General features: G+C 68.5%; 21 protein-coding genes and 1 pseudogene. 11 read left to right on the top strand and 11 right to left on the bottom strand.

Translation table 11 applies throughout. The annotated features are described in order from the left end of the window. The first annotated feature begins 76 nt into the window (after window positions 1–76). From AC1DB8_RS14830 to nhaA, 3 genes are all read left to right on the top strand, one after another. Window positions 77–1,468: a TrkH family potassium uptake protein gene (locus tag AC1DB8_RS14830; RefSeq protein ID WP_476893450.1), complete on the top strand. Its 1,392-nt coding sequence runs from the start codon at window positions 77–79 to the stop codon at window positions 1,466–1,468. Further along, window positions 1,461–2,156, top strand: a complete 696-nt coding sequence (locus tag AC1DB8_RS14825; RefSeq protein WP_476893449.1) for a potassium channel family protein — start codon at window positions 1,461–1,463, stop codon at window positions 2,154–2,156. Before AC1DB8_RS14830 ends, AC1DB8_RS14825 begins: the two co-directional genes overlap by 8 nt. A 76-nt stretch (window positions 2,157–2,232) precedes the next feature. Next, window positions 2,233–3,594 (top strand): Na+/H+ antiporter NhaA, encoded by a 1,362-nt coding sequence (gene nhaA, locus AC1DB8_RS14820; protein ID WP_476893448.1) that lies wholly within the window; start codon window positions 2,233–2,235, stop codon window positions 3,592–3,594. 35 nt (window positions 3,595–3,629) lie between these two features. Here nhaA and AC1DB8_RS14815 read toward each other — a convergent pair whose 3' ends face one another. After that, window positions 3,630–4,823 carry an MFS transporter gene (locus tag AC1DB8_RS14815; protein ID WP_476893499.1) on the bottom strand — a complete coding sequence of 398 codons (1,194 nt, stop codon included), beginning with the start codon at window positions 4,821–4,823 and terminating at the stop codon, window positions 3,630–3,632. A 174-nt stretch (window positions 4,824–4,997) separates the two neighbouring features. On the opposite strand from AC1DB8_RS14815, the gene AC1DB8_RS14810 reads away from it, so the two are divergent. The 5 genes from AC1DB8_RS14810 (at window position 4,998) to AC1DB8_RS14790 (ending at window position 8,632) form a co-directional block, all read left to right on the top strand. Continuing rightward, the gene (locus AC1DB8_RS14810) at window positions 4,998–5,963 is read left to right on the top strand and encodes a carbohydrate kinase family protein (RefSeq protein ID WP_441419080.1); all 966 of its coding nucleotides are present in this window, start codon (window positions 4,998–5,000) and stop codon (window positions 5,961–5,963) included. 9 nt (window positions 5,964–5,972) lie between these two features. Next, entirely contained in the window at window positions 5,973–6,470 is a 498-nt protein-coding gene (locus AC1DB8_RS14805; protein ID WP_441419079.1) for a YbhB/YbcL family Raf kinase inhibitor-like protein, read from the top strand. A 139-nt stretch (window positions 6,471–6,609) separates the two neighbouring features. Continuing rightward, on the top strand, window positions 6,610–7,428 hold the full coding sequence (locus AC1DB8_RS14800; RefSeq protein WP_441419078.1) for an HAD family hydrolase: 819 nt from the start codon (window positions 6,610–6,612) through the stop codon (window positions 7,426–7,428). Window positions 7,429–7,539: 111 nt separating this feature from the next. After that, window positions 7,540–7,785: a hypothetical protein gene (locus AC1DB8_RS14795; RefSeq protein WP_441419077.1), complete on the top strand. Its 246-nt coding sequence runs from the start codon at window positions 7,540–7,542 to the stop codon at window positions 7,783–7,785. 46 nt (window positions 7,786–7,831) lie between these two features. Next, window positions 7,832–8,632, top strand: coding sequence for a glycerophosphodiester phosphodiesterase family protein (locus tag AC1DB8_RS14790; protein ID WP_476893447.1), 801 nt, complete (start codon window positions 7,832–7,834; stop codon window positions 8,630–8,632). Between the two features lie 36 nt (window positions 8,633–8,668). On the opposite strand, the gene AC1DB8_RS14785 is transcribed toward AC1DB8_RS14790, so the two are convergent. Further along, window positions 8,669–9,562, bottom strand: coding sequence for an NAD(P)H-hydrate dehydratase (locus tag AC1DB8_RS14785; RefSeq protein ID WP_441419075.1), 894 nt, complete (start codon window positions 9,560–9,562; stop codon window positions 8,669–8,671). Then, window positions 9,546–10,316: a histidine phosphatase family protein gene (locus tag AC1DB8_RS14780; protein ID WP_476893446.1), complete on the bottom strand. Its 771-nt coding sequence runs from the start codon at window positions 10,314–10,316 to the stop codon at window positions 9,546–9,548. The genes AC1DB8_RS14785 and AC1DB8_RS14780 overlap by 17 nt, the downstream gene beginning before the upstream one ends. 154 nt (window positions 10,317–10,470) lie before the next feature. Here AC1DB8_RS14780 and AC1DB8_RS14775 point away from each other — a divergent pair, with 154 nt between their 5' ends. After that, window positions 10,471–11,595, top strand: a complete 1,125-nt coding sequence (locus AC1DB8_RS14775) for a glycerate kinase (RefSeq protein ID WP_476893445.1) — start codon at window positions 10,471–10,473, stop codon at window positions 11,593–11,595. A 25-nt stretch (window positions 11,596–11,620) separates the two neighbouring features. Here AC1DB8_RS14775 and AC1DB8_RS14770 read toward each other — a convergent pair whose 3' ends face one another. After that, window positions 11,621–12,283, bottom strand: a complete 663-nt coding sequence (locus AC1DB8_RS14770; protein WP_476893444.1) for a DUF6766 family protein — start codon at window positions 12,281–12,283, stop codon at window positions 11,621–11,623. A gap of 51 nt (window positions 12,284–12,334) precedes the next feature. After that, the gene (locus AC1DB8_RS14765) at window positions 12,335–12,826 is read right to left on the bottom strand and encodes a DUF6328 family protein (RefSeq protein ID WP_441419071.1); all 492 of its coding nucleotides are present in this window, start codon (window positions 12,824–12,826) and stop codon (window positions 12,335–12,337) included. 223 nt (window positions 12,827–13,049) lie between these two features. Between AC1DB8_RS14765 and AC1DB8_RS14760 the strand changes: the two genes are divergently transcribed. Beyond that, the gene (locus AC1DB8_RS14760; protein WP_476893443.1) at window positions 13,050–13,580 is read left to right on the top strand and encodes a hypothetical protein; all 531 of its coding nucleotides are present in this window, start codon (window positions 13,050–13,052) and stop codon (window positions 13,578–13,580) included. A 92-nt stretch (window positions 13,581–13,672) separates the two neighbouring features. On the opposite strand, the gene AC1DB8_RS14755 is transcribed toward AC1DB8_RS14760, so the two are convergent. From AC1DB8_RS14755 to AC1DB8_RS14735, 5 genes and pseudogenes are all read right to left on the bottom strand, one after another. After that, window positions 13,673–15,028 carry a uracil-xanthine permease family protein gene (locus AC1DB8_RS14755; protein WP_441419069.1) on the bottom strand — a complete coding sequence of 452 codons (1,356 nt, stop codon included), beginning with the start codon at window positions 15,026–15,028 and terminating at the stop codon, window positions 13,673–13,675. A 135-nt stretch (window positions 15,029–15,163) separates the two neighbouring features. Continuing rightward, entirely contained in the window at window positions 15,164–15,499 is a 336-nt protein-coding gene (locus AC1DB8_RS14750; protein ID WP_476893442.1) for a methyltransferase domain-containing protein, read from the bottom strand. Between the two features lie 71 nt (window positions 15,500–15,570). Next, complete coding sequence (locus AC1DB8_RS14745) at window positions 15,571–16,812, bottom strand: multicopper oxidase domain-containing protein (protein ID WP_476893441.1); 1,242 nt, start codon at window positions 16,810–16,812, stop codon at window positions 15,571–15,573. Window positions 16,813–17,039: 227 nt separating this feature from the next. Beyond that, a complete protein-coding gene (locus tag AC1DB8_RS14740) occupies window positions 17,040–17,768 on the bottom strand; it encodes an NAD-dependent epimerase/dehydratase family protein (RefSeq protein WP_476893504.1) in 729 nt (242 codons plus the stop codon). Between the two features lie 72 nt (window positions 17,769–17,840). Beyond that, window positions 17,841–18,056 (bottom strand): annotated as a pseudogene (locus tag AC1DB8_RS14735) (NAD-dependent epimerase/dehydratase family protein); the annotation flags it as partial. Between the two features lie 92 nt (window positions 18,057–18,148). On the opposite strand from AC1DB8_RS14735, the gene AC1DB8_RS14730 reads away from it, so the two are divergent. Further along, window positions 18,149–18,934, top strand: a complete 786-nt coding sequence (locus AC1DB8_RS14730) for a GNAT family N-acetyltransferase (RefSeq protein WP_476893440.1) — start codon at window positions 18,149–18,151, stop codon at window positions 18,932–18,934. A gap of 197 nt (window positions 18,935–19,131) precedes the next feature. On the opposite strand, the gene AC1DB8_RS14725 is transcribed toward AC1DB8_RS14730, so the two are convergent. Beyond that, window positions 19,132–19,757: HNH endonuclease signature motif containing protein (locus tag AC1DB8_RS14725; RefSeq protein ID WP_476893439.1), on the bottom strand; the 626-nt coding region annotated here is incomplete at its 5' end.

Below are 19,757 nucleotides of genomic sequence, written 5' to 3'. Positions count from 1 at the left end.
GGCCGAGGCGGCCCCCGGGAGCGGCCGCCCGAAAGGGCCCGGCGAAGCAGCCCGGCGCCGGTGATAGCGTGGCCCCATGCATGTGAAAGTTCCCGCGGTGCTCCGTGCCCCCGTGGCGGGCTTCACCAGGTTCGCGCGCGCCTTCGCGCCCAGCCATCCCGCCCAGGTGATCGTCCTGGGCTTTGCCGGCGCCGTCGCCGCGGGGACCGGACTGCTGTCCCTGCCGGTGGCGAAGACCGGCGACGGCGGGGCCACCTTCCTGGAAGCCCTCTTCACGGCCACCTCAGCCGTTTGCGTGACAGGCCTGAGCACCGTGGACACGCCCGTGTTCTGGAGCGGCTTCGGCCAGGTGGTCATCCTGATGCTGATCCAGATCGGCGGGTTCGGCGTGATGTCCTTCGGCACCCTGCTCGGGGTCCTGACCGCCCGTCGGCTGGGCCTGAAATCCCGGTTGTCCGCCGCCGCGGAGACCAAAAGCACCGGTTTCGGCGACGTCCGCGGGGTGCTGGTGGGGGTCCTCGGCATCAGCCTGATCGTGGAAGCGCTGTTGGCCGTGATTCTCGCGGCCCGCTTCATGGCCGGCTACGGCTACCCGCCCGGCGAGGCCGTATGGCGTGGCATCTTCCATGCGGTGTCAGCCTTTAACAACGCCGGCTTCGCCCTGTATTCGGACAACCTGATGGGGTTCGTCGGCGACCCCTGGGTGTGCCTTCCGATTGCCGCGGCGGTGATCATCGGCGGCCTTGGTTTCCCTGTCCTCTTTGAACTGGTCCGGCAGTACCGGCGCCCGATCTTCTGGGGCATGAACACGAAACTGGTCCTGGTCGGCTCGGCGGTGCTACTCACCGGCGGGACCGTTTTCCTGACCGCGGTGGAGTGGACCAACCCGGCCACACTCGGCGCGCTGCCGGCCGGTGACCGCGTGCTCGCCGGCTTCTTCCAGTCCGCCATCACCCGCACCGCCGGCTTCAACAGCATCGACATCTCGCAGATGCATCCCGTGTCCTGGCTCGGCATGGACATCCTGATGTTCATCGGCGGTGGCCCGGCCGGAACCGCCGGCGGCTTGAAGATCACCACCTTCGCCGTGCTCTTCTTCATCCTCAGCACCGAACTCCAGGGCGGCACGGCCGTGAACATCTTCGGGAAACGGCTCTCCCGGGCCGTCCACCGCCAGGCGATCACCGTGGTGCTCCTCGCGATCGCCCTGGTGGTCGGATCCACCATGTTCCTGATGCTCATTACCGACTTTGGCCAGGAGCGGATCCTTTTCGAAGTTGTCTCCGCCTTCGCGACAGTGGGCCTGTCCACGGGCATCACCGCCGCCATGCCGCCGGCCGGCCAGCTGGTCCTGATCCTGCTAATGTTCGTCGGCAGGCTGGGGCCGGTGACCCTCGGCGCCGCCCTCGCGTTGCGCGAACGGCCCCTGCTTTACGAATTCCCCAAGGAAAGGCCGCTCATTGGCTAAGAACATTTTTGCCGCCCGCACTGCGGCCGCCAGCACCAAGGCGTCCTCGGTGGTGGTCATTGGGCTCGGCCGCTTCGGCGGCTCCCTGGCCCTGGAGCTCGAGGCCCAGGGGACCGAGGTCCTCGGGGTGGACGCCAGCGAGGAAATTGTCCAGTCCTTCAACGGGCGCCTCACCCATGTGGTCAGGGCCGATTCGACTAAGGAGGAGGTGCTGCGCCAGCTGTCCGTGCACGAGTTTGACCGCGCGGTGGTGGGCATCGGCTCCGACATTGAAGCCAGCATCCTGACCACCTCGCGGCTGCTGAAATTCCAGCGCCCGCAGATCTGGGCGAAGGCAATCAGCGAGCCGCACGCCGAAATCCTCGCCCAGCTCGGCGTCGAGCACGTGATCCGGCCTGAGCATGACATGGGCAGGCGGGTGGCCCACCTGGTCCTCGGCTCCATCCTCGACTACGTGGAATTCGAGGACGATTTTGTGATGATCCGGACGGGCCCTCCGGCTATCGTCCGGGACCGCCCGCTCGGGGTCGTGGGACTGCGGGAGAAATTCGGCGTGACCGTGGTGGCCGTCAAGCGCCCCGGCGGGATCTGGGGCCACACCACGGCGCAAACGGTCCTCTATGAGGAGGACCAGATCATCGTCCAGGGTGCCAAGTCACAGGCGGAACGATTCAGCACGATGCCGTAGGCAAGTAGACTGGGATCTGGTGCGCCGGGAAGTCTGGTCGGCATAGTTCAGTCGACCCAAATTTTAGGACTTCCGCATGAGCCACACACCTCCTCCCGCGCCCCAGGCCGGCACGCCGCGCCTGACCATCTTCGGTCGCGGCAGTTACGCCGAATCCCTGCGCATCGGCGAAATCCTCCGAAAGGAAACCGTCGGCGGAGCCCTGCTCGTGTTCGCGGCCGTCGCCGCGCTGATCTGGGCCAACTCGCCGGCGTCGGAGAGCTACTTTGCGCTCCGCGACTTCAAGATCGGCTACGAACCCTGGCACCTGGACCTCAGCCTGGGGGCCTGGGCGGCCGACGGACTGCTCGCCATCTTCTTTTTCCTGGTCGGCCTGGAGCTCAAGCGCGAGTTCGTGGCCGGCGATCTTCGCCAGCTGGACAAGTCGATCGTGCCGGTTGCCGCGGCCGCCGGCGGGGTGATCATCCCGGCGGTGATCTACGCCGTCGTCAACCTCGGCAGTCCGGAAACGCTGCGCGGCTGGGCGATCCCCACCGCCACGGACATAGCCTTCGCCGTCGCGGTCCTCGCGATCATCGGCTCGCACCTGCCGAGTGCGTTGCGGATCTTCCTGCTCACCCTCGCCGTGGTGGATGACCTGATCGCCATCACCATCATTGCCGTGTTCTACTCCAGCGACCTCCAGCTTGCCCCCCTGCTGCTGGCCCTGCTGCCGCTGGGCCTGTACACCTACCTGGCGCACCGGTACCGCCGCTTCTTCGGGCTGAAGGCCCCCGCGGCGTGGTTCATCCTGCTGCCCCTCGGCCTGGCCACCTGGGCCCTGGTGCATGCCTCGGGCATCCACGCGACCGTGGCCGGCGTCCTGCTCGGCTTCGCGATCCCGGTGCTGCGCTCCCAGGCCAGCGGGGGACCGGAAGCCGGACCGGGGCTTTCGGAAATCTTCGAGCACCGGTTCCGGCCGATCTCGGCCGGCGTCGCGGTGCCGGTCTTCGCCTTCTTCTCCGCCGGCGTTGCCGTGGGCGGCTGGGGCGGGCTGGGCTCGGCGCTGGCGGACCCGGTCGCCGTGGGCGTCATCCTGGCCCTCGTCCTGGGCAAACCGGCCGGCATCCTGGGCACCACCTGGCTGCTCACCAAGGTAACCAAGGCGCGGCTGGACAACTCGTTCAAGTGGATCGACGTGTTCGGCGTCTCGATCCTGGCCGGGATCGGCTTCACCGTGTCGCTGCTGGTAGCGGAGCTCAGTTTCGGCAATGGCAGCGTCCATGACGACCACGCCAAGGTCGGCATCCTGGCGGCGTCGTTGCTGGCCGCCCTGCTGGCGAGCGTGGTGCTCCGCACCCGCAACCGGCAGTACCGGCAGGCGGAGGAAGAGGAGCGGCGGGACTCGGACAATGACGGCATTCCCGACGTCTACCAGGAGGGCGGCGCGGAGCGCTGAACCTGCGCGGAGCGCTGAACCGGCGCGGGCCGGCGCTAGGCGCGGTGGTCGGTGCCGCGCATCCGTACCGCGACGACGAGCCCGGACGCCGCCGTCAAAGCGGCGACGACGGCGATCGCCACCGGAATGCCGTAGGCGTCCGCGAGTATCCCGGACAGCAGCGCGCCCACGGCGAAGCCGCCGTCGCGCCACAAGCGGTAGATGCCGACCGAACGCGCCCGCCACTGCGGGTGGGCCACATCGCCGATGGCCGCCAGCAGGGTGGGGTAGACCATCGCCGTGCCCACGCCGAGCAGGACGGCCGCGAGGAGCCAAATTTCGAAGCCATGGCCGGCCGCCACGATGGCCAGGCCCACGGCCTGGATAAACATGCCGCCCGCGATCAGCCACTTGCGCCCCAGCCGGTCTGAGGCGGCGCCGGTGATAAGTTGCACCGCTCCCCAAACCGCCGGGTATACCGCGGCGAGGATGCCGATGCGCTCGATCGAGAGGCCGGCGCCGGCGAAGAGAACCGGGAACAGGCCCCAGGCCAGGCCGTCGTTGAGGTTGTTGACCAGCCCGGCCTGGCTCACCGAGGAGAGCGAGCGGTCCCGGAAGCTGGTCAGGGTAAAGATTTCGCGGGTGCTGAGCGCCGCGCCGGCACCGCTGTGCGCGTCGACGTGGTTTGCGGCCTCGGTTTTCGCATGGTGGTGCGTTTCCTTGACGGCGAGCACGGACAGGCCGAGCCCCAGGGCGATGTAGGCGGCGCCGAGCAGGAACGGCGCCGGCCGCAGGCCGTAGGACGCCGCGAGGTAGCCGGTAACCAGGGCCGTGCCGGCCACGCCAAGGTAGCCCGCGGCCTCGTTGAATCCCATCGCGAGGCCGCGCCGGTTCGGGCCGACCAGGTCCATTTTCATGACCACCGTGGTGGACCAGGTAAGGCCCTGGCTGATGCCCAGGATCACGTTGGCGGCCACGATCCAGGACCAGCTGGTGCCGAAGATCAGCAGCAGCGGCACGGGCAGCGCGATCAGCCAGCCGGCCACCAGCACCGGCTTGCGCCCATAGCGGTCCGAGAGCGTCCCGGCGAAGTAGTTGGTGGCTGCCTTGGCCAGTCCGAAGGCCAGGACGAAAGTCAGGGCGCTCGTGTATTTGTCGAGATGGAACACGTCGCTGGCGAGCAGCGGCAGCACGGTGCGTTCCTGGCCGAGGGTGCCCCCGACGAGGGCGTTGACCGCAACGAGCAGCATGAACTGGGCAATATTCTGGCGCAGCCCCAGGATCACGGCGCCGGGCGCGCCGGCGCGGCGGGGCGAGGGCTGGGTGTCAGGGGTGGGCACTCCTTAAGGCTATACCCCTGGGGGTATCGTACCAAAACACCGGTTGGGGCGGCGCCGGGCGGCGTTCTCTGGCAGAGTATGAGCATGCTCACAGTCATTGGTGAGGCCCTGGTTGATGTTGTCCAGCGCTCCTCAGGTATCCAGGCCCACGTCGGCGGCAGCCCCTTGAACGTCGCGGTGGGCCTGGCCCGGCTGGACCACCCGGTGCAGTTCATCGGCCGCTACGGCCGGGACGCCTACGGGGAATCCGTCGCGGCGCACCTCAAGTCCAGTTCGGTGCTGCTCCCGCTGGGTCCGGACGAACTGCCGACGTCGGTGGCAACCGCCTTGATTGACGACGACGGCGCCGCGAGCTACACCTTCGACCTCGCCTGGGAGCTCCCCGGCCTCGCGGACCGGCTGCCGTTCATGCTGCAGGGCAGCACGCTGCTGCATACCGGCTCGATTGCCACGATGCTGGCGCCGGGTGCCGCGGAGGTGCTTGCCGCCGTCGAGCATGCCCATCCTTCGGCGACCATCAGCTTCGATCCCAACTGCCGGCCCAGCATCATTACCGACGCCGACTACGCCCGCCACCAGGCCGAAAAGTTTGTCACGCTCGCGGACGTGGTCAAGGCCTCCGACGAGGACCTCGAATGGCTCTACCCCGGCGTTGATCCGCTGGATTCGGCCCGCCGGTGGCTCTCGCTCGGCGGCTCGGAGGGCCCCGCCATGGTGGTGGTCACGCGCGGCGCGGCCGGACCGTGGGCCGTCAACGCCGCCGGCGAGGCGCGCGTCGCGGCCCCGTCGGTGAAGGTGGCGGACACCGTCGGTGCCGGGGATTCCTTCATGGCCGCGCTGCTCTCCGGTGTCGTGGACCTGGGCCTCAACGGAGCCCAGAACCGCAAGGAGCTGCGCGAGCTATCCGCCGGGAGCCTGCGCGAACTCCTGGGCCACGCCGCCGCGGCGGCCGCCGTTACGGTCTCCCGTGCCGGGGCCAACCCGCCCACCCGGGCCGAACTTAACCGGATGGAACTGGGCCCGGAAAGTGCGGGCCTAACCAGCAATTGAGAGGAAGCCATGGCAGCCTTCAGCCTAAGCAGCGACACTTTCGAGGACGGCCAGATCCTGCCGGCGGCCCAGCGCGGCGCCGCTACCGGTCCCGGCGGCAAGGATGAATCGCCGCCGCTGCACTGGAGCGGCGCTCCGGCCGGCACCCGAAGCTACGCCGTCACGGTGTTCGACCCCGACGCGCCGGGCCACGGCGGCTTCTGGCACTGGGCCGTGCTGGACATCCCGGCGGACGTCACCTCGCTGGCCGCGGGGGCGGGATCGCGGCACGGCGGCGGCCTGCCGCTGGGCGCCTTCCAGCTCCGGAACGACGGCGGTTCCGCCGGCTACCTGGGGGCCGCCCCGCCCAAGGGCCACGGCCCGCACCGCTACGTCATCACGGTGCACGCCCTGAACGTGGAAAAGTCCGGGCTCGACGCCGGCGCATCCCCGGCCAAGCTGGAAGCCAAGCTCGGCCCACACACCCTGGCCCGGGCGAGCCTGACCGGACTGTACGAACGGCACTGACCGGCGTCGTCGTATGCAGCGGAACCAGCCCATCCGCGTCCCCCGTTTCGACGCTTCCCTGCGCCCTCGACGATTCCAACCGCCCTGCGGGCAGGGAACCGTCGAAATGGCGCGGGCGCGGCCAACGTAGACTGGCAGTATGCGGCTGGTAGCAAGTGATATTGACGGAACGATCCTGGGCCACGACGGCAAAATCAGCGACCGGACCGTGCGCGCTTTCCACGCCTGCCGCGACGCCGGGGTGGAACTGGTGTTCGTCACCGGCCGTCCGCCGCGCTGGCTGCACCCCCTGCAGGAACAACTCGGCCACACCGGAACCGTGATCTGCTCCAATGGCGCGGTGGTGTGGGACCTGGAGGCCGACCGTATGGTGTCCGCCCGGGCCCTGGAGCTCGACGCCGTCTTCGAAGCCCGCCGAATCATCCAGCGGCTGCGTCCTTCCGCGTTGTTCGCCGCGGAGACCCTCACCGGCTTCCACCTGGAACCCGGGTTCCTGGGCACCGGTTCCAGCGGACTGCTCGCCGAATTCACGCCCGCCCCGCTGCAGGACACGCTCCGCGCCGACGACGCCGTCGTGAAGTTCCTCGCGGTCGTCCGGGAAGGCACCGCGGATGAGTTCCTCGCCGAGGTTTCGCCCGCTGTCGCGCATCTGGCCGCAGCCACACACTCGGCCCCCAACATCGCGCTGCTGGAGCTGTCGCTGCCCGGCGTCAACAAGGCCGTGACCCTCGCCGAATACGCGGCGTCCCTGGGCGTTCAGGCGCAGGAGGTCGTGGCCTTCGGCGACATGCCCAACGACATCGAGATGCTGCGCTGGGCCGGGCACGGCTACGCCATGGCCAGCGGACACCCGGAAGCCATCCGTGCGGCCGGCCAGCAGGCACCGCATTTCGACGACGACGGCGTGGCCCAGATCCTCGAAGCCAAGCTCGCCGAGCTGGGCGTCCGGCTCCCGTAACCCACGCCGCCCGGCGGACACGGGATTCCCAGCTGACGGACAACTGCCGTTCACCTTGGCCGCCTAGGCTGGCGTGACCGAACGGATCTCTTGACTGATGGTGGGGCAATCATGGCCAGGTACGGCAACCGACATACTGATGACCAGCCGCTCCGACGGGTGGATCCCGACGCGCATTGGAAGAGCCTGCGCCAGGGCGACCGGGTCCGGGTGCGGCTCACGCCCGGGTTCGAGACCGGCGGGTTCGTCGACGCGGTGACGCCGGACCACACCACTGTGTGGGTGGACCTCGACGGCGGCGGCCGGACACTGCTGCACTGCAGCGACGGGGTGGAGATCCTGCCCCACGGCTCCTGAGCCCGCGTTCCGGCAACGGCCGGCCCGGCTCCGGTACGCTTCAAGAGTGACCCTCCCGCACCCCTTCCTCGCCCCCGGCGGCGCTGCCGGCGCGCCCGTGGCGATGGCCCACCGCGGCTTCTCGCCCGAGGGCGCCGAGAACTCGATGGCCGCCTTCCGCGCCGCCGTCGCACTCGGTTACCGCTACCTGGAAGCGGACGTGCACACCACCGCCGACGGCGTCCTGCTGCTCTTCCACGACGAAACCCTCGACCGGGTCACGGACGGCAGCGGCCGGATTTCCGAGCTCCCGGCCGAAACGGTGGCCCGGGCCAGGATCGCCGGCACCGAGCCGATCCCGCTGCTGGAGGAGCTGGTCGCGGAGTTTCCGGAGGTCCGGCTGAACCTCGACGTCAAGGACTGGAACTCGGTGGCCACCCTGGCCGCGGCGATCGAGCAGTATGGCCTGCATGACCGCGTCCTGATCGCGAGCTTCTCCGACCGCCGCCGGCGCGCCGTGCTGCGCCGCCTGAGCCGGCCCGCCGCAAGTTCCGCCGGCATGGCCTCCAACGCCCTCTTCGTGCTGCTGGGGCCGCTGCTCCCGGCGACACTGCTGCGCCGGGTGACGGCACGTGCGCTCCACGACGTGCACGCCCTGCAGGTGCCGGTCCGCTACGGGGCCGTGCCCGTGGTGACGGCCGGGTTCGTCCGCCGCGCCCACCGCCACGGCCTGCACGTCCATGTCTGGACCATCAACGAGGCGGCCGAGATGCACCGCCTGCTGGACCTCGGCGTCGACGGGATCGTCACCGACCGCGCGGACGTGCTGAAGGCCGTCCTGCAGGAACGCGGGCAGTGGCCGGACTGAGGCCCTGCCCTGACCAACGGCGGCCGCGCGCACCGCTTAACTGCTGAGTTCCACCATCAGCGCCGGCAGCTCATCGCAGAGCTCGCGCGCCAGATAGCCGAGTCCGCCCAGCCTGCTCGCCAGCCGGTCGCCGGCAGCGGCATGCAGATGGGAGCCCCAGCAGGCGGCCTGCGCATCGGTGGTCCCGCGGGCCCGCAGGCCGGCGATGGCTCCGGCCAGTACGTCGCCGCTTCCGGAGGTGCCCAGGCCGCTGTGTCCGGTGGTGATTTCCCAGAGGTTCCCGCCGGGCTCCGCGATCACCCCCTGGCAGCTCACCACCGCCTGGTACTTGTCGGCGATCCGAGGCACGTCCCGCTGAAGATCCTCAATGTCCCGGCCCAACAGGATGCCGCCTTCGGTGACGTTGGGGGTCAGGATCAGCCGGCCGGCCCAGGGCTGCAGTTCGCCGGCCAGTTCGGGCAGGCAGCCCAGTGCATAGGCATCGAGGACGACGGCGGGTCCGCGCTTCGGCCGCGACCGGCCCGGCAGCAGCAGCGCCCGCAGCAACGACAGGGTCTCGTCCTTGTCGTCCAGGCCGGGTCCGACGAGGATGGCGTCAGCGGCGCCGGCCTCGTCTGCCAGCAGCGACGCCCCGGAGCCCTTAACCGATCCGTGGCCCGTTTCCGGCAGCCCCACGACGCCGGACTCCGGGAATGCCACCGCCAGCTGCACCGCCGTCGACTCTGCCACCGCCAGGGTCAGCCGGCCGGCGCCGGAGCGCAGGGCCGCGACGCCGGCGAGCAGGGCGGCCCCCGGCGTCTTGCGGGCGCCTCCCACCACCAGCACCGAACCGCGGTCGTCCTTGCCGGAGCCGCCGCCGGGCAGCGGCCAGCCGCGCAGCAGAGTGGGTGTCAGCTGCACCGCGGGCGATGACTTAGCGCGGGTGGACATCGGCGTCCCCTGCGTGCTCGGTGACGGGAACGCCCTGCTCCGCCAGATGGTCTGCCATGTTGAAGCTCTCGAGCTCCCACGCCCCCGTCCCGTCGGTGCGGACAAAGCGGCTGACGGAGGCGTTCAGAATGCTGGTCGTGGCGGCAATGTCCAGCAGCTCGGACTCCGAGAGGCCCTGCAGAATGTAGCGGAACAGCACGATCAAGGCATCGTGGCAGACCAGCAGAACCTCTTCTCCGGCATGGTCACGATCCAGGTCGGCCAGCAGCGAGCGGAGCCGCAGCACGACGTCGGCCCATGATTCGCCGCCCGGCGGCCGGTAGTAGAACTTCCCCAGCCACCGCCGGCGCTGGGCTTCCTCCGGCAGCCGCGCCTCCACCCCCGCGGAGGTCAGCATGTCCAGGATGCCGAGTTCGCGGTCGCGGAGCCGCTCGTCCAGCCGGATCTGCACCCGCCATCCGCCGGTCTGGACTGCGAGTTCGGCGGTCTGCCGGGCGCGGGCGTAGGGGGAGGACCATACGGCGGTGCGGCCCGGCTCGGGGACGAGGGCCAGCAATCGGCCCAGCGCCAGCGCTTGTTCCCGGCCGGTGTCCGAGAGTCCGACGTCGGCGTCGCGCGCCGGGACGTTTATGACCTGGGCCCCGGCCTGATGCGCGAGGGTGGCGGCAACGTTGCCTTCACTTTCCCCGTGCCGGACCAGTACGAGTCCCGTGATGCCCGGCAAGCTGCCGCCGGTGTGTCCGATGTTGCTCACCGCTACCTCCTGCTCGCCGGCCCGCGGGGCGGGCCGGAACTGCCACGGCCGTCCGCGGGAGGATCCCGGGCGGCCCGGAAGTGCCCACGTTACTCCGGCGCTCCCGGCCTTGTCTCGGAAAGGAATTGTCGGCGCGGGCTGGCAGGATGGAGCCATGCGTATCCTGATCGCCCCTGACAAGTTCAAGGGCTCCCTGACTGCCGCCGAGGCCGCCGCCGCCATTGCCGAGGGCGCCCTGCGCGTCTACCCCGAGGCCGAGGCCGTCCAGTTCCCCGTGGCCGACGGCGGCGAGGGCACCTTGGAGGCGGCGGTCGCTGCCGGGTACGAGGAGCGCCTGAACGCCGTCGTCGGGCCGATTCTGGCGCCGATCGGCGCGGCCTGGGCGATCCGCCAGGACGCCTTCGGCGGGGCGACCGCCGTCATCGAGACGGCACAGGCGTCCGGGCTCGCACACATGGAGCCGACGCCGGCCAACGCCCTGCGGGCCCACAGCTACGGGTGCGGGCAGCTGATCGCGGCCGCGCTGGACGCCGGCGCCACCGAAATTGTGCTTGGCGTGGGCGGCTCGGCCATGACCGACGGCGGCAGCGGCGCCCTGCGCGCCCTGGGCCTCAAGCCGGTGGACGCCGCCGGCAATGTGGTGCCGCTCGGCGGCGGCTCGCTCGGCGACGTGGTCGCCGTGGACCTCAGCGGACTGGATCCGCGGCTGGCGGCCGTGAAGTTCAGGATTGCAGTGGACGTGCAGAACCCGCTCTACGGCGCCGACGGCGCCGCGCACGTCTTTGGCGCCCAGAAGGGCGCCGACGCGGAGGCCGTGGAGGTGCTCGACGCCGGGCTGCGCAACTGGGCCTCGGTGCTGCGGCAGGCCACCGGCCGTGACGTCAACGTCCCCGGCGCTGGCGCCGCCGGCGGCTTCCCGGCGTCGTTCCTGGCCTTCGGCAACGCTGCGCTGGAGGGCGGCTTTGAACTTGTCGCGGGGCTAACCGGGCTTGCCGCGAAGCTCGCGGACGCGGACCTGGTGATCACCGGGGAGGGCTCCCTGGATTCCCAGTCGCTGGCCGGGAAGGCGCCGATTGCCCTGGCCGACGCTGCCCGCGACCTGGGCATCCCGGTCATCATGGTCGCCGGCCGGATTCTCGTCACCCCCGAGGACCTCGACCGCCACGGGGTGGTCGCCGCCGCCCAGTTGCTGGACGTGGCGCCCAGCCCCGCCGATGCCATCGCCAACGCCGCGAAGTACCTGGCCTGGGCCACCAGCCAGGTGCTCGAAGGGGCCTGAGCCGCGAAGCCGGAGAGCCTCCGCCCTAGGCGCCGGTTTCATAGTGCGGCTCGGCCACCGGCTTGGACTCCGGGGATCCCTTCTCCCGCAGATACACGGAAGCGCCGACCAGCACCGCGACGGCCAGGAACTCGCTCTGCCAGTTCTGGAATGACTCGAACCAGAACCGGCTCGTCGCGAGGTAGCCCAGCACGGTGACCGGGGGCTGGCCATGGGCCTGCTGCTCCTGGCTGTACTCCTCGCTGCCGCCTACCGCGTGGAGCGCGACTGACATCAGGAACAGCAGCAGGAACATGATCGAGAGGGAGTGCTCATAGATTTTCAGCACCCAACCGCCGCGGCGCACCGGCCACGGCGTCGCCGCCTTGATCGTGGCCTGCCGCGGATCCTCGTCCTGCGGGGCCTTTTTCCCCATCGGCTTCGACTCGGAGGAACCCTTCTGGAAGAGGAAGACCGTCAGGATGACGTACATGCCCATCTGCAGGAACTCCGACTCCCAGTTCTCGAAGGTCGCCTCCAGGAACGCTCCGGTCCCCAGATACTCGAAGATTCCGACGGCGGCCTGGCCGTGGGCGAGCTGGTCCTCGCTGTAGTCGGCGGCCCCGCTGATGACCATGCCGCCGAAGAAGACGACGAAAAGTCCGATGTTCGCCAGCAGCAGTCCGTGTTCCTTGGCCCACTTGCGCATTCTTGCTCCCGATTCTGGGTGGATCGTGTGAGGTGCAGTTCCGTTCATGGCCTACCCCCGTCCGGTCTTGCGGCGGAGCCTGTTGGGAATCAGCACGAGCAGGATCAACAGTACGGCCAGCAGCGCGCCGCCGGCGGTAAGTCCGGCGGTCCGTCCCGCTGTCACGTCAAAGACCAGCGCAGAAGTACCCACGCTCAGCAGTGCGACGCCGGCCAGGGCCACTTTCGCGATCCGGTCCGCACTGGCCACGAGGGTATCCTTGAGCCCCTTGCGGAAGAGCCGGCGATGCGCGCTCACCGGCAGCAGGATCAGTGCGGTGGTTAGGGCTGCCAGGACAACGTTGGTGAGGTAGAGGGTCAGCTGGAACCCGTCCAGCGTCTCGAAGCGTGATTGGAACGGCAAGGTCAGCAGGAAACCGGCCAGGATCTGGACGCCGGTCTGAAGAACCCGCAGCTCCTGCAGCAGTTCGGCCCAGTTGCGGTCCATCTTCTCGTCGAAGGTTTCGTCCCGGCCATCGTTCCGGGTTTCTTCGGCGTTGGGCATCGTCGCTCCCTTTCAAGTTTCACCTGCGACCCCCTTGCGTGCGCCCGGCACGGGATGGCGGTCAACTTGGCCCGAAACACAAATTCAGGTCGGTACTAAGCTTACTGAGGATTTTTCGGGTACGGTGGAAAACACGGAAAGGCTGCGCTCCCGGGCGCGGCTGGACTCCAGACCCGATCATCCAGATTCGACCGGCCGAATGCCAGAAAGCAGGAGGAACGACATGACTCAGGACCAGCAAGGACGCCCCATCGAAGAGGAAGCGGGCGGCTACGGAACCCCCACCGCCGAGCAGGAACTGCCCGGCGGTGACGCGAAGACGTTTGCACAGCCCCGCGATGAAGAGGCCTTCGATGCCGCGGGCCTCAACCAGGACAGCCCGGACGGCGAGACCTACCCGGCGGGGACACCGGACCTGAGCCAGTTCGGGGCCGAAGACCAGGACAGTGCAGGAGAACCCGGAGCCGGACGCTTCGGAGGAACAGAGGAACAGATGAACGCGGAAAACGAAAGCAGCGAAGCCGGATTCGAGCAGGGCAACGAAGCGGCAGCCGAAAGCGGCGGCGCGGTGCCCTCATCGGACGCGGAGATGGACGCGGCCAACACCGAGGAGCCCGAGCCGGGCCGGCCGTTCTCCTCCGAGTCCGGCCAGGACGCCGCCGGGATTCCGGACGGCAGCGGCACGGACCTGCCGGATGAGCAGTCACCGAAGGACCGTGACAGCGAAGACAAGGAATCGTTCGACGCCGGCTAGACCGCCGCGGACACGCCGAAGGCCGGCGCCCTGCCACCGCATGGTGGGAGGGCGCCGGCCTTTTGTGCAGCGGGTTGTGTGCCTGCCGGCGGCTAGCGGCGCTTCTTCGGAGAGCGCTTCGCCGCGGCATTGACGGCAGCCCGGGCCGCTGCGACGGGCGCGGCGTCTTCGGTCTCCGGTTCGGCCACGGTGCCGCGGGCCTTCGCGATGGCCTTCATGCCGTGGTAGATCACCAGGGCGGCCGCGGAGCCCAGGGCGATGCCGGTGAACTTGAGGTCGCCGATGGTCCAGGTGTAGTCGGCGATGCCGACAATCAGGGCCACTGCGGCGGTGGTGAGGTTGATCGGGTTGGAGAAGTTGACCTTGTTCTGCACCCAGATCTTCACGCCCAGGACGCCGATCATGCCGTAGAGCATGGTGGCTGCGCCGCCGAGCACGCCGGCCGGGACGGTCGCGATGAGTTCGCCGAACTTCGGCGAGAAGCTCAGCACGACGGCGAAGATGCCGGCCACCCAGTAGGCCGCCGTCGAATAGACCTTCGTTGCGGCCATGACGCCGATGTTTTCGGCGTAGGTGGTGGTGCCGGATCCGCCGCCCAGGCCGGCGAGGACAGTCGCGGCGCCGTCGGCCATCAGTGCGCGGCCGGACACGCCGTCGAGGTTCTGCCCGGTCATGGCGGAGACCGACTTCACGTGGCCGATGTTCTCCGCCACCAGCACCAGCACCACCGGGACGAAGAGGCCGACGACGCCGAGGTGGAATTCGGGGGTCTGGAAGTGCGGGAGCCCGACCCAGGCGGCGGCGTCGACCTTGTCGAAGTTGATCTCGCCGCGGATCATCGCGACGAGGTAGCCCACCACGACGCCGACCAGGATGCTGAGGCGGCCAAGGATGCCGCGGAAGAAGACGCTGACCACGATGATCACCGCGAGGGTGACCAGGGCGGTGATGGGGGCGGCGTCGAAGTTGTTCTTGGCGGCGGGGGCCAAGTTCAGGCCGATCAGCCCCACGATGGCGCCGGTGACGATCGGCGGCATCAGCCGGTTGATCCAGCCCGCGCCGAACTTCTGCACAATGGCGCCGATGATGGCCAGCCCGACGCCGGCCAGCACCACGCCGCCCAGCGCGCCGGGAATCCCGTACTGCTGTTGGGAGGCCATGATCGGGGCGATGAACGCGAAGGAGGAGCCGAGGTAGCTGGGCACCCGGCCCTTGGTGATGACCAGGAACAGCAGGGTGCCGATGCCGGAAAAGAACAGCGTGGTGGCCGGCGGCATGCCGGTGATGATCGGCACCAGGAAAGTGGCGCCGAACATGGCGACAACGTGCTGCATGCCCACGCCGATTGTCAGGGGCCACGCGAGGCGCTCATCCGGTCTGACGACCTCGCCGGGGCGGATGGACTTGCCGTTTCCGTGGAGCTTCCATTTGGTGCCGAGCATGCTCATTGCAGCGAGCCTTTCAAGAATGTGTGGCGGGACCGGGAAGGAATCTTCCGGTGACACTTTACCGCGCCGGCCGGACGGCATTGGTGCCGGAAGCATCGATATAGTGCCGGTATGCCAGCCCTGACTGTTCCTTCTCTAGGTTTGCGCGCTGCCTGGCTTGAGGCCCACGCCGAGTGGGGGCCGGGTCTTCACGAGGATGGCTTCGGGCTGCTGCCGGACCATCCCCGGTGAGAGATCCACGCCTGTAACGTCGAGCCCCGCTTCGGCTAAGCGGACACTCAATCGTCCGGCGCCGCATCCGGCGTCGATCACTTTCCGTCCCGGGGCAGCGCGAATCCGCGCGCAGAAGTCGTTGATCATCGCCATATCGAGCGGCGCTTCAAAGCTGGTGTCCGGGAGCGCCTCTGAATAAGCCTCGGCCACCGTGTCATATGCGGTTCTTACGCCGGCCAGGTTCTCGGAGTTTCCCATTGCCCGAGCGTACCGACCCTGGGTCTTCCCGGCGGGCCGTCACTCTCCCAAAAACCGGCCGCGCCTGTCTGCTACGGCGTGTGGTCGGAATGGTCGCTGCTGCTGCCGCTGCCGCTGCCGGTGCTCGCCGCGTCCGCCACCCGGTACCGGACCGACATACCGGCGGTCAGATGGTCGTTGACGTGGCAATGAAAGAGCCAAGTACCCACGTCGTCGGGAACCATATCGGCCACCACCATGCTTGCCGGCAGCAGGCTCACGACGTCGGTGCGCATACCCAGCGCCGTCGCGGTGTTTCCGTGCCAGTGCGGTGTGTGCAGGTCCACCTCGGTACCCATGCCCATCAGGTACCAGCGGACCCGTTCGCCCTTTTTCATAGTCAGCGCATCTAACGGCAGATTGCCGTACACGTACCCGTTGATGGAGTGCATCAGATTGCTCTCGACGAACTCTTCATCAGCCGGCGCCACCGAACGCGGGTCGCCGGCGAAGCGGTCGATATTGCGCTTGAGGTACGGGCTGGCGTTTTCGTTACTGACTTTGAACTGGACAAAGAACTCGCGGTCCACATCGTTCGGGGTACCGTCCGCGCGGGCGGCGCCGGTCTTGGTGATGACCATCGGACCGACTAGGCCGGCGTAGTCGTCTCCGACTTCGTCCTTGTGCGAGTGGTACATCCACATCACGGAACTCCCGTCCATCGGCCCGGGACCGGCCCGGTCCGGCACCTTGTAGCTGTAAATGTAGGAGTGTCCCGGCGGTACGGCGTCGTCCCCATGGTCCGCCGCCCCGGTGCCGTCGTCGTACGGGGCGCCCTCGCTGGCCTTGTCGTAGAACACGCCGTGGACGTGCACGGAAGCCGGACGGTCGAGGTTGTTCTTGAAGACCACCTTGATGGTGTCGCCGACGACGCCCCGGATGACCGGGCCGAGCATGCCGAGATGCCGTTGGGCGGCGCTGCGCGGCTTGAGCTTGGTGAAGGACGCGTCCGTGTACTCCCGGTACAGCGCCTTCACATAGGTGGCGCCAATGCGCCGGGGGCCGCGCTGGGTGAAGACGGCCGCTGTTTTGTCGAAGGCTGCGCCCGTGACCTGGTTCATTCCGGACGGCGCATAGTTCCAGTCGACCTCGTCCGCCCCGATGTAATACGTCCGGGTCTGCGGAACGTACTGTCCCTTCGCGGACGTTGCCATCGCCGTGCAGCCTGCGAGGGCAACAACCGTCGCCAGTGCCGCGGCCATTGCGGCGTGCAGCGCAACCAGAATCCTTCGCGGCCAGAAGAGAGGGCCCCGGTGCACTTGCTCCATTGCCATGAGATGACTGCCCATTGGGTGGCCCACCTTCGAATCCATGCCGAGCGGAGAGACTTGAGCCTTAGGCTCTTAAGCGTAGGACGGAGGCCACAATAAGCGTAGGGCCGGGGCCGAGGATTTTCCTTGCGGGATACCCCTGACGGAGCGTGCTGCTTTCCCTCCGGACTCCGCCAGGACGCTGCTGCGGTTTCGGTCAGCGCCTGCAGGTGCCGGGCCGGGATCGGATCCTAGCTCCGTGCGGCGAGGAAGGCGTCTTCAGCGGCGTAGTCGGTGAGGTGGTTGAAGAACGGTTCCGCGGGGCCCGGCTGGTTGGCCGGGTTGGCGAGTAGCCAGTCGATTTCCGCAGTGACAGTTTGGGCGTAGGTTCCAACGGGCTGGTAGCCGAGAGCCGTGGACGCCTGCGTGTCGAGGATCAGCGGCGGAGTGAAGTTCCAAGGGTGCGCGCCGAGGTCCGGATGGGCGTCGGAATCGAGGAGGATTTCTTCCCACTCGTGGTCAAGGCGGTCCGCGATCGTGCGGGCGATGTCCAGACCGGTAGGGGCGTCGGGGTCTGCGCTGTTGAGGATCCGTTGGCCGGGGCGGGCTGCGATCGTTTCGACCAGGGCCGCTGTGTTGACGGCGGCTGTGGTGTGGTCGCCTCCGGCCCCTTTAGAAGCCAGGAACACCGCAGGCCGTCGGTCGAGGACCCGCTTGACGAACATCCATTCCCTCGGCCGGGCAGCTCCTTCACCGTGAACCTTCGAGGCGCGGATTACAGTCACGGGATGGCCGCTGTCCAGGAGGACGTGCTCGGCAGCGACCTTGTTGGCGCCGTATCCCTCGCGGGATTCGTAGTCACCGTTCCCCGGCTGCATGGTCGCTTGGTCTTCCCTGATAGGAAGCGGGAAATTTGGCGGCACGTCGGAATTCACATGGTTGCCGGCGTCGTCGATGTAGACCGCTTTGCTGGATAGCATGACCGCCGACCCGACATCGGCCAGATGGGGGAGTAGCAGAAGGGCGTCCGCCGCCGTGTGACAGGCGGCGTCTACCAAGAGGTCCGCTCCGTTGCCCACGGTTCGTGCAAGGTCTGCGTCGTTCCTCCGGTCGGAGGACTCGAATGTGGCCCCCGCCTCGCGCAGCACTGCCGGCATCTTCGACGCGTCCCGGCCCGTGATTTCCACCTGCCAACCGGCATCCAGCAGGCGTCGCGCGATGGCCCGTCCCAACACACCTGTACCCCCAAGAATGACAGCTCGCTTCATCACGCCAACCCTAGCGGGCGATGACCACGAATCCTGCCATCAGATCCAGTGACGCGGCCCGTAACTGCGGCGTCGCTGTAGCCTGAGGTCCGATGACGAATTTGAAACTCCTTACGGCGTACGATCAGCAACTCCGCACCGATGCGGAGACCCCTAGTGCGGTCGCCGTCGAGCGTTTGGGCCCGCTGCGGCTGGTGACCTTCGCGGGCGGCCGCGGATTCGTGACCTATCAGGATCTGGCCGGAGCCGACGCGTCGAAGATCGCGCGGTGGGTGGCAGAAACGGTGGCGTTCTACCGCGCGGATCCGGAAATCGTGCGGGTCGAATGGAAAACCCGGGGCCACGACAATGCGCCCGGGCTGCACGAGGCGCTGCTCGAGAACGGGTTTGAGCCAGACGAGACAGAATCGGTCATGATCGGGGATGCCAGCGCGCTCGACGTCGACGTGGACCTGCCGCGCGGGGTGAGCCTGCGGCGGGTTACGGACGAAACGGACATCCGCGCCATGAGCGCCATGCAGGACGAAGTCTTCGGCAGCCCCGCCTCTGACGGAAACGCTGAAGCAATCCTGCGCCGAATGGCCCGCGGCGACGGGATGGAGCTGTGGGTCGCCGAGCACCAAGGCGTGATCGTCAGCGCCGGCCGCCTGGAACCGGTGCCGGACACCGACTTCGCCGGCATCTGGGGCGGCGCCACACGCGAGGAATGGCGCGGCCGGGGGATTTACCGCGCGGTCACCGCAGCCCGTGCACGCGCGGCGATGTCGCTGGGCAAGACGCTCATCCACAGTGACTCGACCGAATATTCACGTCCGATTTTGGAGCGCTACGGCCTGGTCCGGGTGTCCACGACGACGCCGTACCGCTGGCGCCGCTGACCGCGGAAGACGTCGGCGACCGCCGTAGCAGACTGATTCCGTGACCCACGGACCGGACTATGCTGCGTACGCCGCCAAGATGTGCGGCCTGGCCGTCTCTGGTTGCAGCACCGCCAACGGCCCGGACGGGATTTTCGTCCTCGACACGTGATACCGCGCCGCGTGCCCCGTTTCACCGCCGACGTCGGGTGCGTGGTTCAGCATCTGAAGTAGTGGTTTCTTCGGGGTGTTTGGCGTGGGTCGAGGTGGGGTGGCGGGATGAACCAGGGGATCCCGGCACGGATCTGGATGGTCCATTGTTCTTTGTGGGTCAGGTGGTGATGGTGGGAGCAGAGGAGCGTTCCGTTGTCGGTGGATGTGCTGCCGCCTGTGGACCAGTAGTTGATGTGGTGGGCTTCGCACCAGGGTGCGGGGATGGTGCAGCCGGGGAAGGAGCAGCCCTGGTCGCGGGCGGTGATGGCTTTGCGGAGGTGGGGCGGGAAGACCCGGGTGGTGCGGCCGATGTCCAGGATCCGGCCCTGGGATCCGAGCAGGACGGGGATGATGTCCGCGTCGCAGGCGATTTTGCGGATGGTCGCGGCGGTGACGGGGCCGGTGAAGGCCAGCGTCCCGGTGCCGGTGAACCCGAGCGGGACTGTCCCGGGGCCGTGTCCGGTGGCTCCGACCCGGCCGAGCTGGCCCGGTCCGGTGGTTCCGGCCCGCTCGAACTGGCCGGTGGCGCTGACCTGGCCGGCCCCGTCGGCGGCCGTGCCGGTGTCTCGTTGGAGGCGTTCGAGGAGGTCGCGGTAATCGATGGTGACCATGACCTGGGGCCGGAGCCCTC

The sequence above is a fragment of the Arthrobacter sp. 10N410 genome (genome assembly GCF_056394945.1).
This window is presented reverse-complemented; position numbering and strand designations above follow the sequence as displayed.

Bases quoted from the DNA above. Each gene is read 5' to 3' on its own strand.
- AC1DB8_RS14830 (WP_476893450.1), top strand. From the start codon at position 77: ATGCATGTGAAAGTTCCCGCGGTGCTCCGTGCCCCCGTGGCGGGCTTC.
- nhaA (WP_476893448.1), top strand. From the start codon at position 2,233: ATGAGCCACACACCTCCTCCCGCGCCCCAGGCCGGCACGCCGCGCCTG.
- AC1DB8_RS14815 (WP_476893499.1), bottom strand. From the start codon at position 4,823: ATGCTGCTCGTTGCGGTCAACGCCCTCGTCGGGGGCACCCTCGGCCAG.
- AC1DB8_RS14810 (WP_441419080.1), top strand. From the start codon at position 4,998: ATGCTCACAGTCATTGGTGAGGCCCTGGTTGATGTTGTCCAGCGCTCC.
- AC1DB8_RS14805 (WP_441419079.1), top strand. From the start codon at position 5,973: ATGGCAGCCTTCAGCCTAAGCAGCGACACTTTCGAGGACGGCCAGATC.
- AC1DB8_RS14800 (WP_441419078.1), top strand. From the start codon at position 6,610: ATGCGGCTGGTAGCAAGTGATATTGACGGAACGATCCTGGGCCACGAC.
- AC1DB8_RS14795 (WP_441419077.1), top strand. From the start codon at position 7,540: ATGGCCAGGTACGGCAACCGACATACTGATGACCAGCCGCTCCGACGG.
- AC1DB8_RS14785 (WP_441419075.1), bottom strand. From the start codon at position 9,562: ATGTCCACCCGCGCTAAGTCATCGCCCGCGGTGCAGCTGACACCCACT.
- AC1DB8_RS14775 (WP_476893445.1), top strand. From the start codon at position 10,471: ATGCGTATCCTGATCGCCCCTGACAAGTTCAAGGGCTCCCTGACTGCC.
- AC1DB8_RS14770 (WP_476893444.1), bottom strand. From the start codon at position 12,283: ATGCGCAAGTGGGCCAAGGAACACGGACTGCTGCTGGCGAACATCGGA.
- AC1DB8_RS14765 (WP_441419071.1), bottom strand. From the start codon at position 12,826: ATGCCCAACGCCGAAGAAACCCGGAACGATGGCCGGGACGAAACCTTC.
- AC1DB8_RS14760 (WP_476893443.1), top strand. From the start codon at position 13,050: ATGACTCAGGACCAGCAAGGACGCCCCATCGAAGAGGAAGCGGGCGGC.
- AC1DB8_RS14755 (WP_441419069.1), bottom strand. From the start codon at position 15,028: ATGAGCATGCTCGGCACCAAATGGAAGCTCCACGGAAACGGCAAGTCC.
- AC1DB8_RS14750 (WP_476893442.1), bottom strand. From the start codon at position 15,499: ATGGGAAACTCCGAGAACCTGGCCGGCGTAAGAACCGCATATGACACG.
- AC1DB8_RS14745 (WP_476893441.1), bottom strand. From the start codon at position 16,812: ATGGCAATGGAGCAAGTGCACCGGGGCCCTCTCTTCTGGCCGCGAAGG.
- AC1DB8_RS14740 (WP_476893504.1), bottom strand. From the start codon at position 17,768: ATGCTATCCAGCAAAGCGGTCTACATCGACGACGCCGGCAACCATGTG.
- AC1DB8_RS14730 (WP_476893440.1), top strand. From the start codon at position 18,149: ATGACGAATTTGAAACTCCTTACGGCGTACGATCAGCAACTCCGCACC.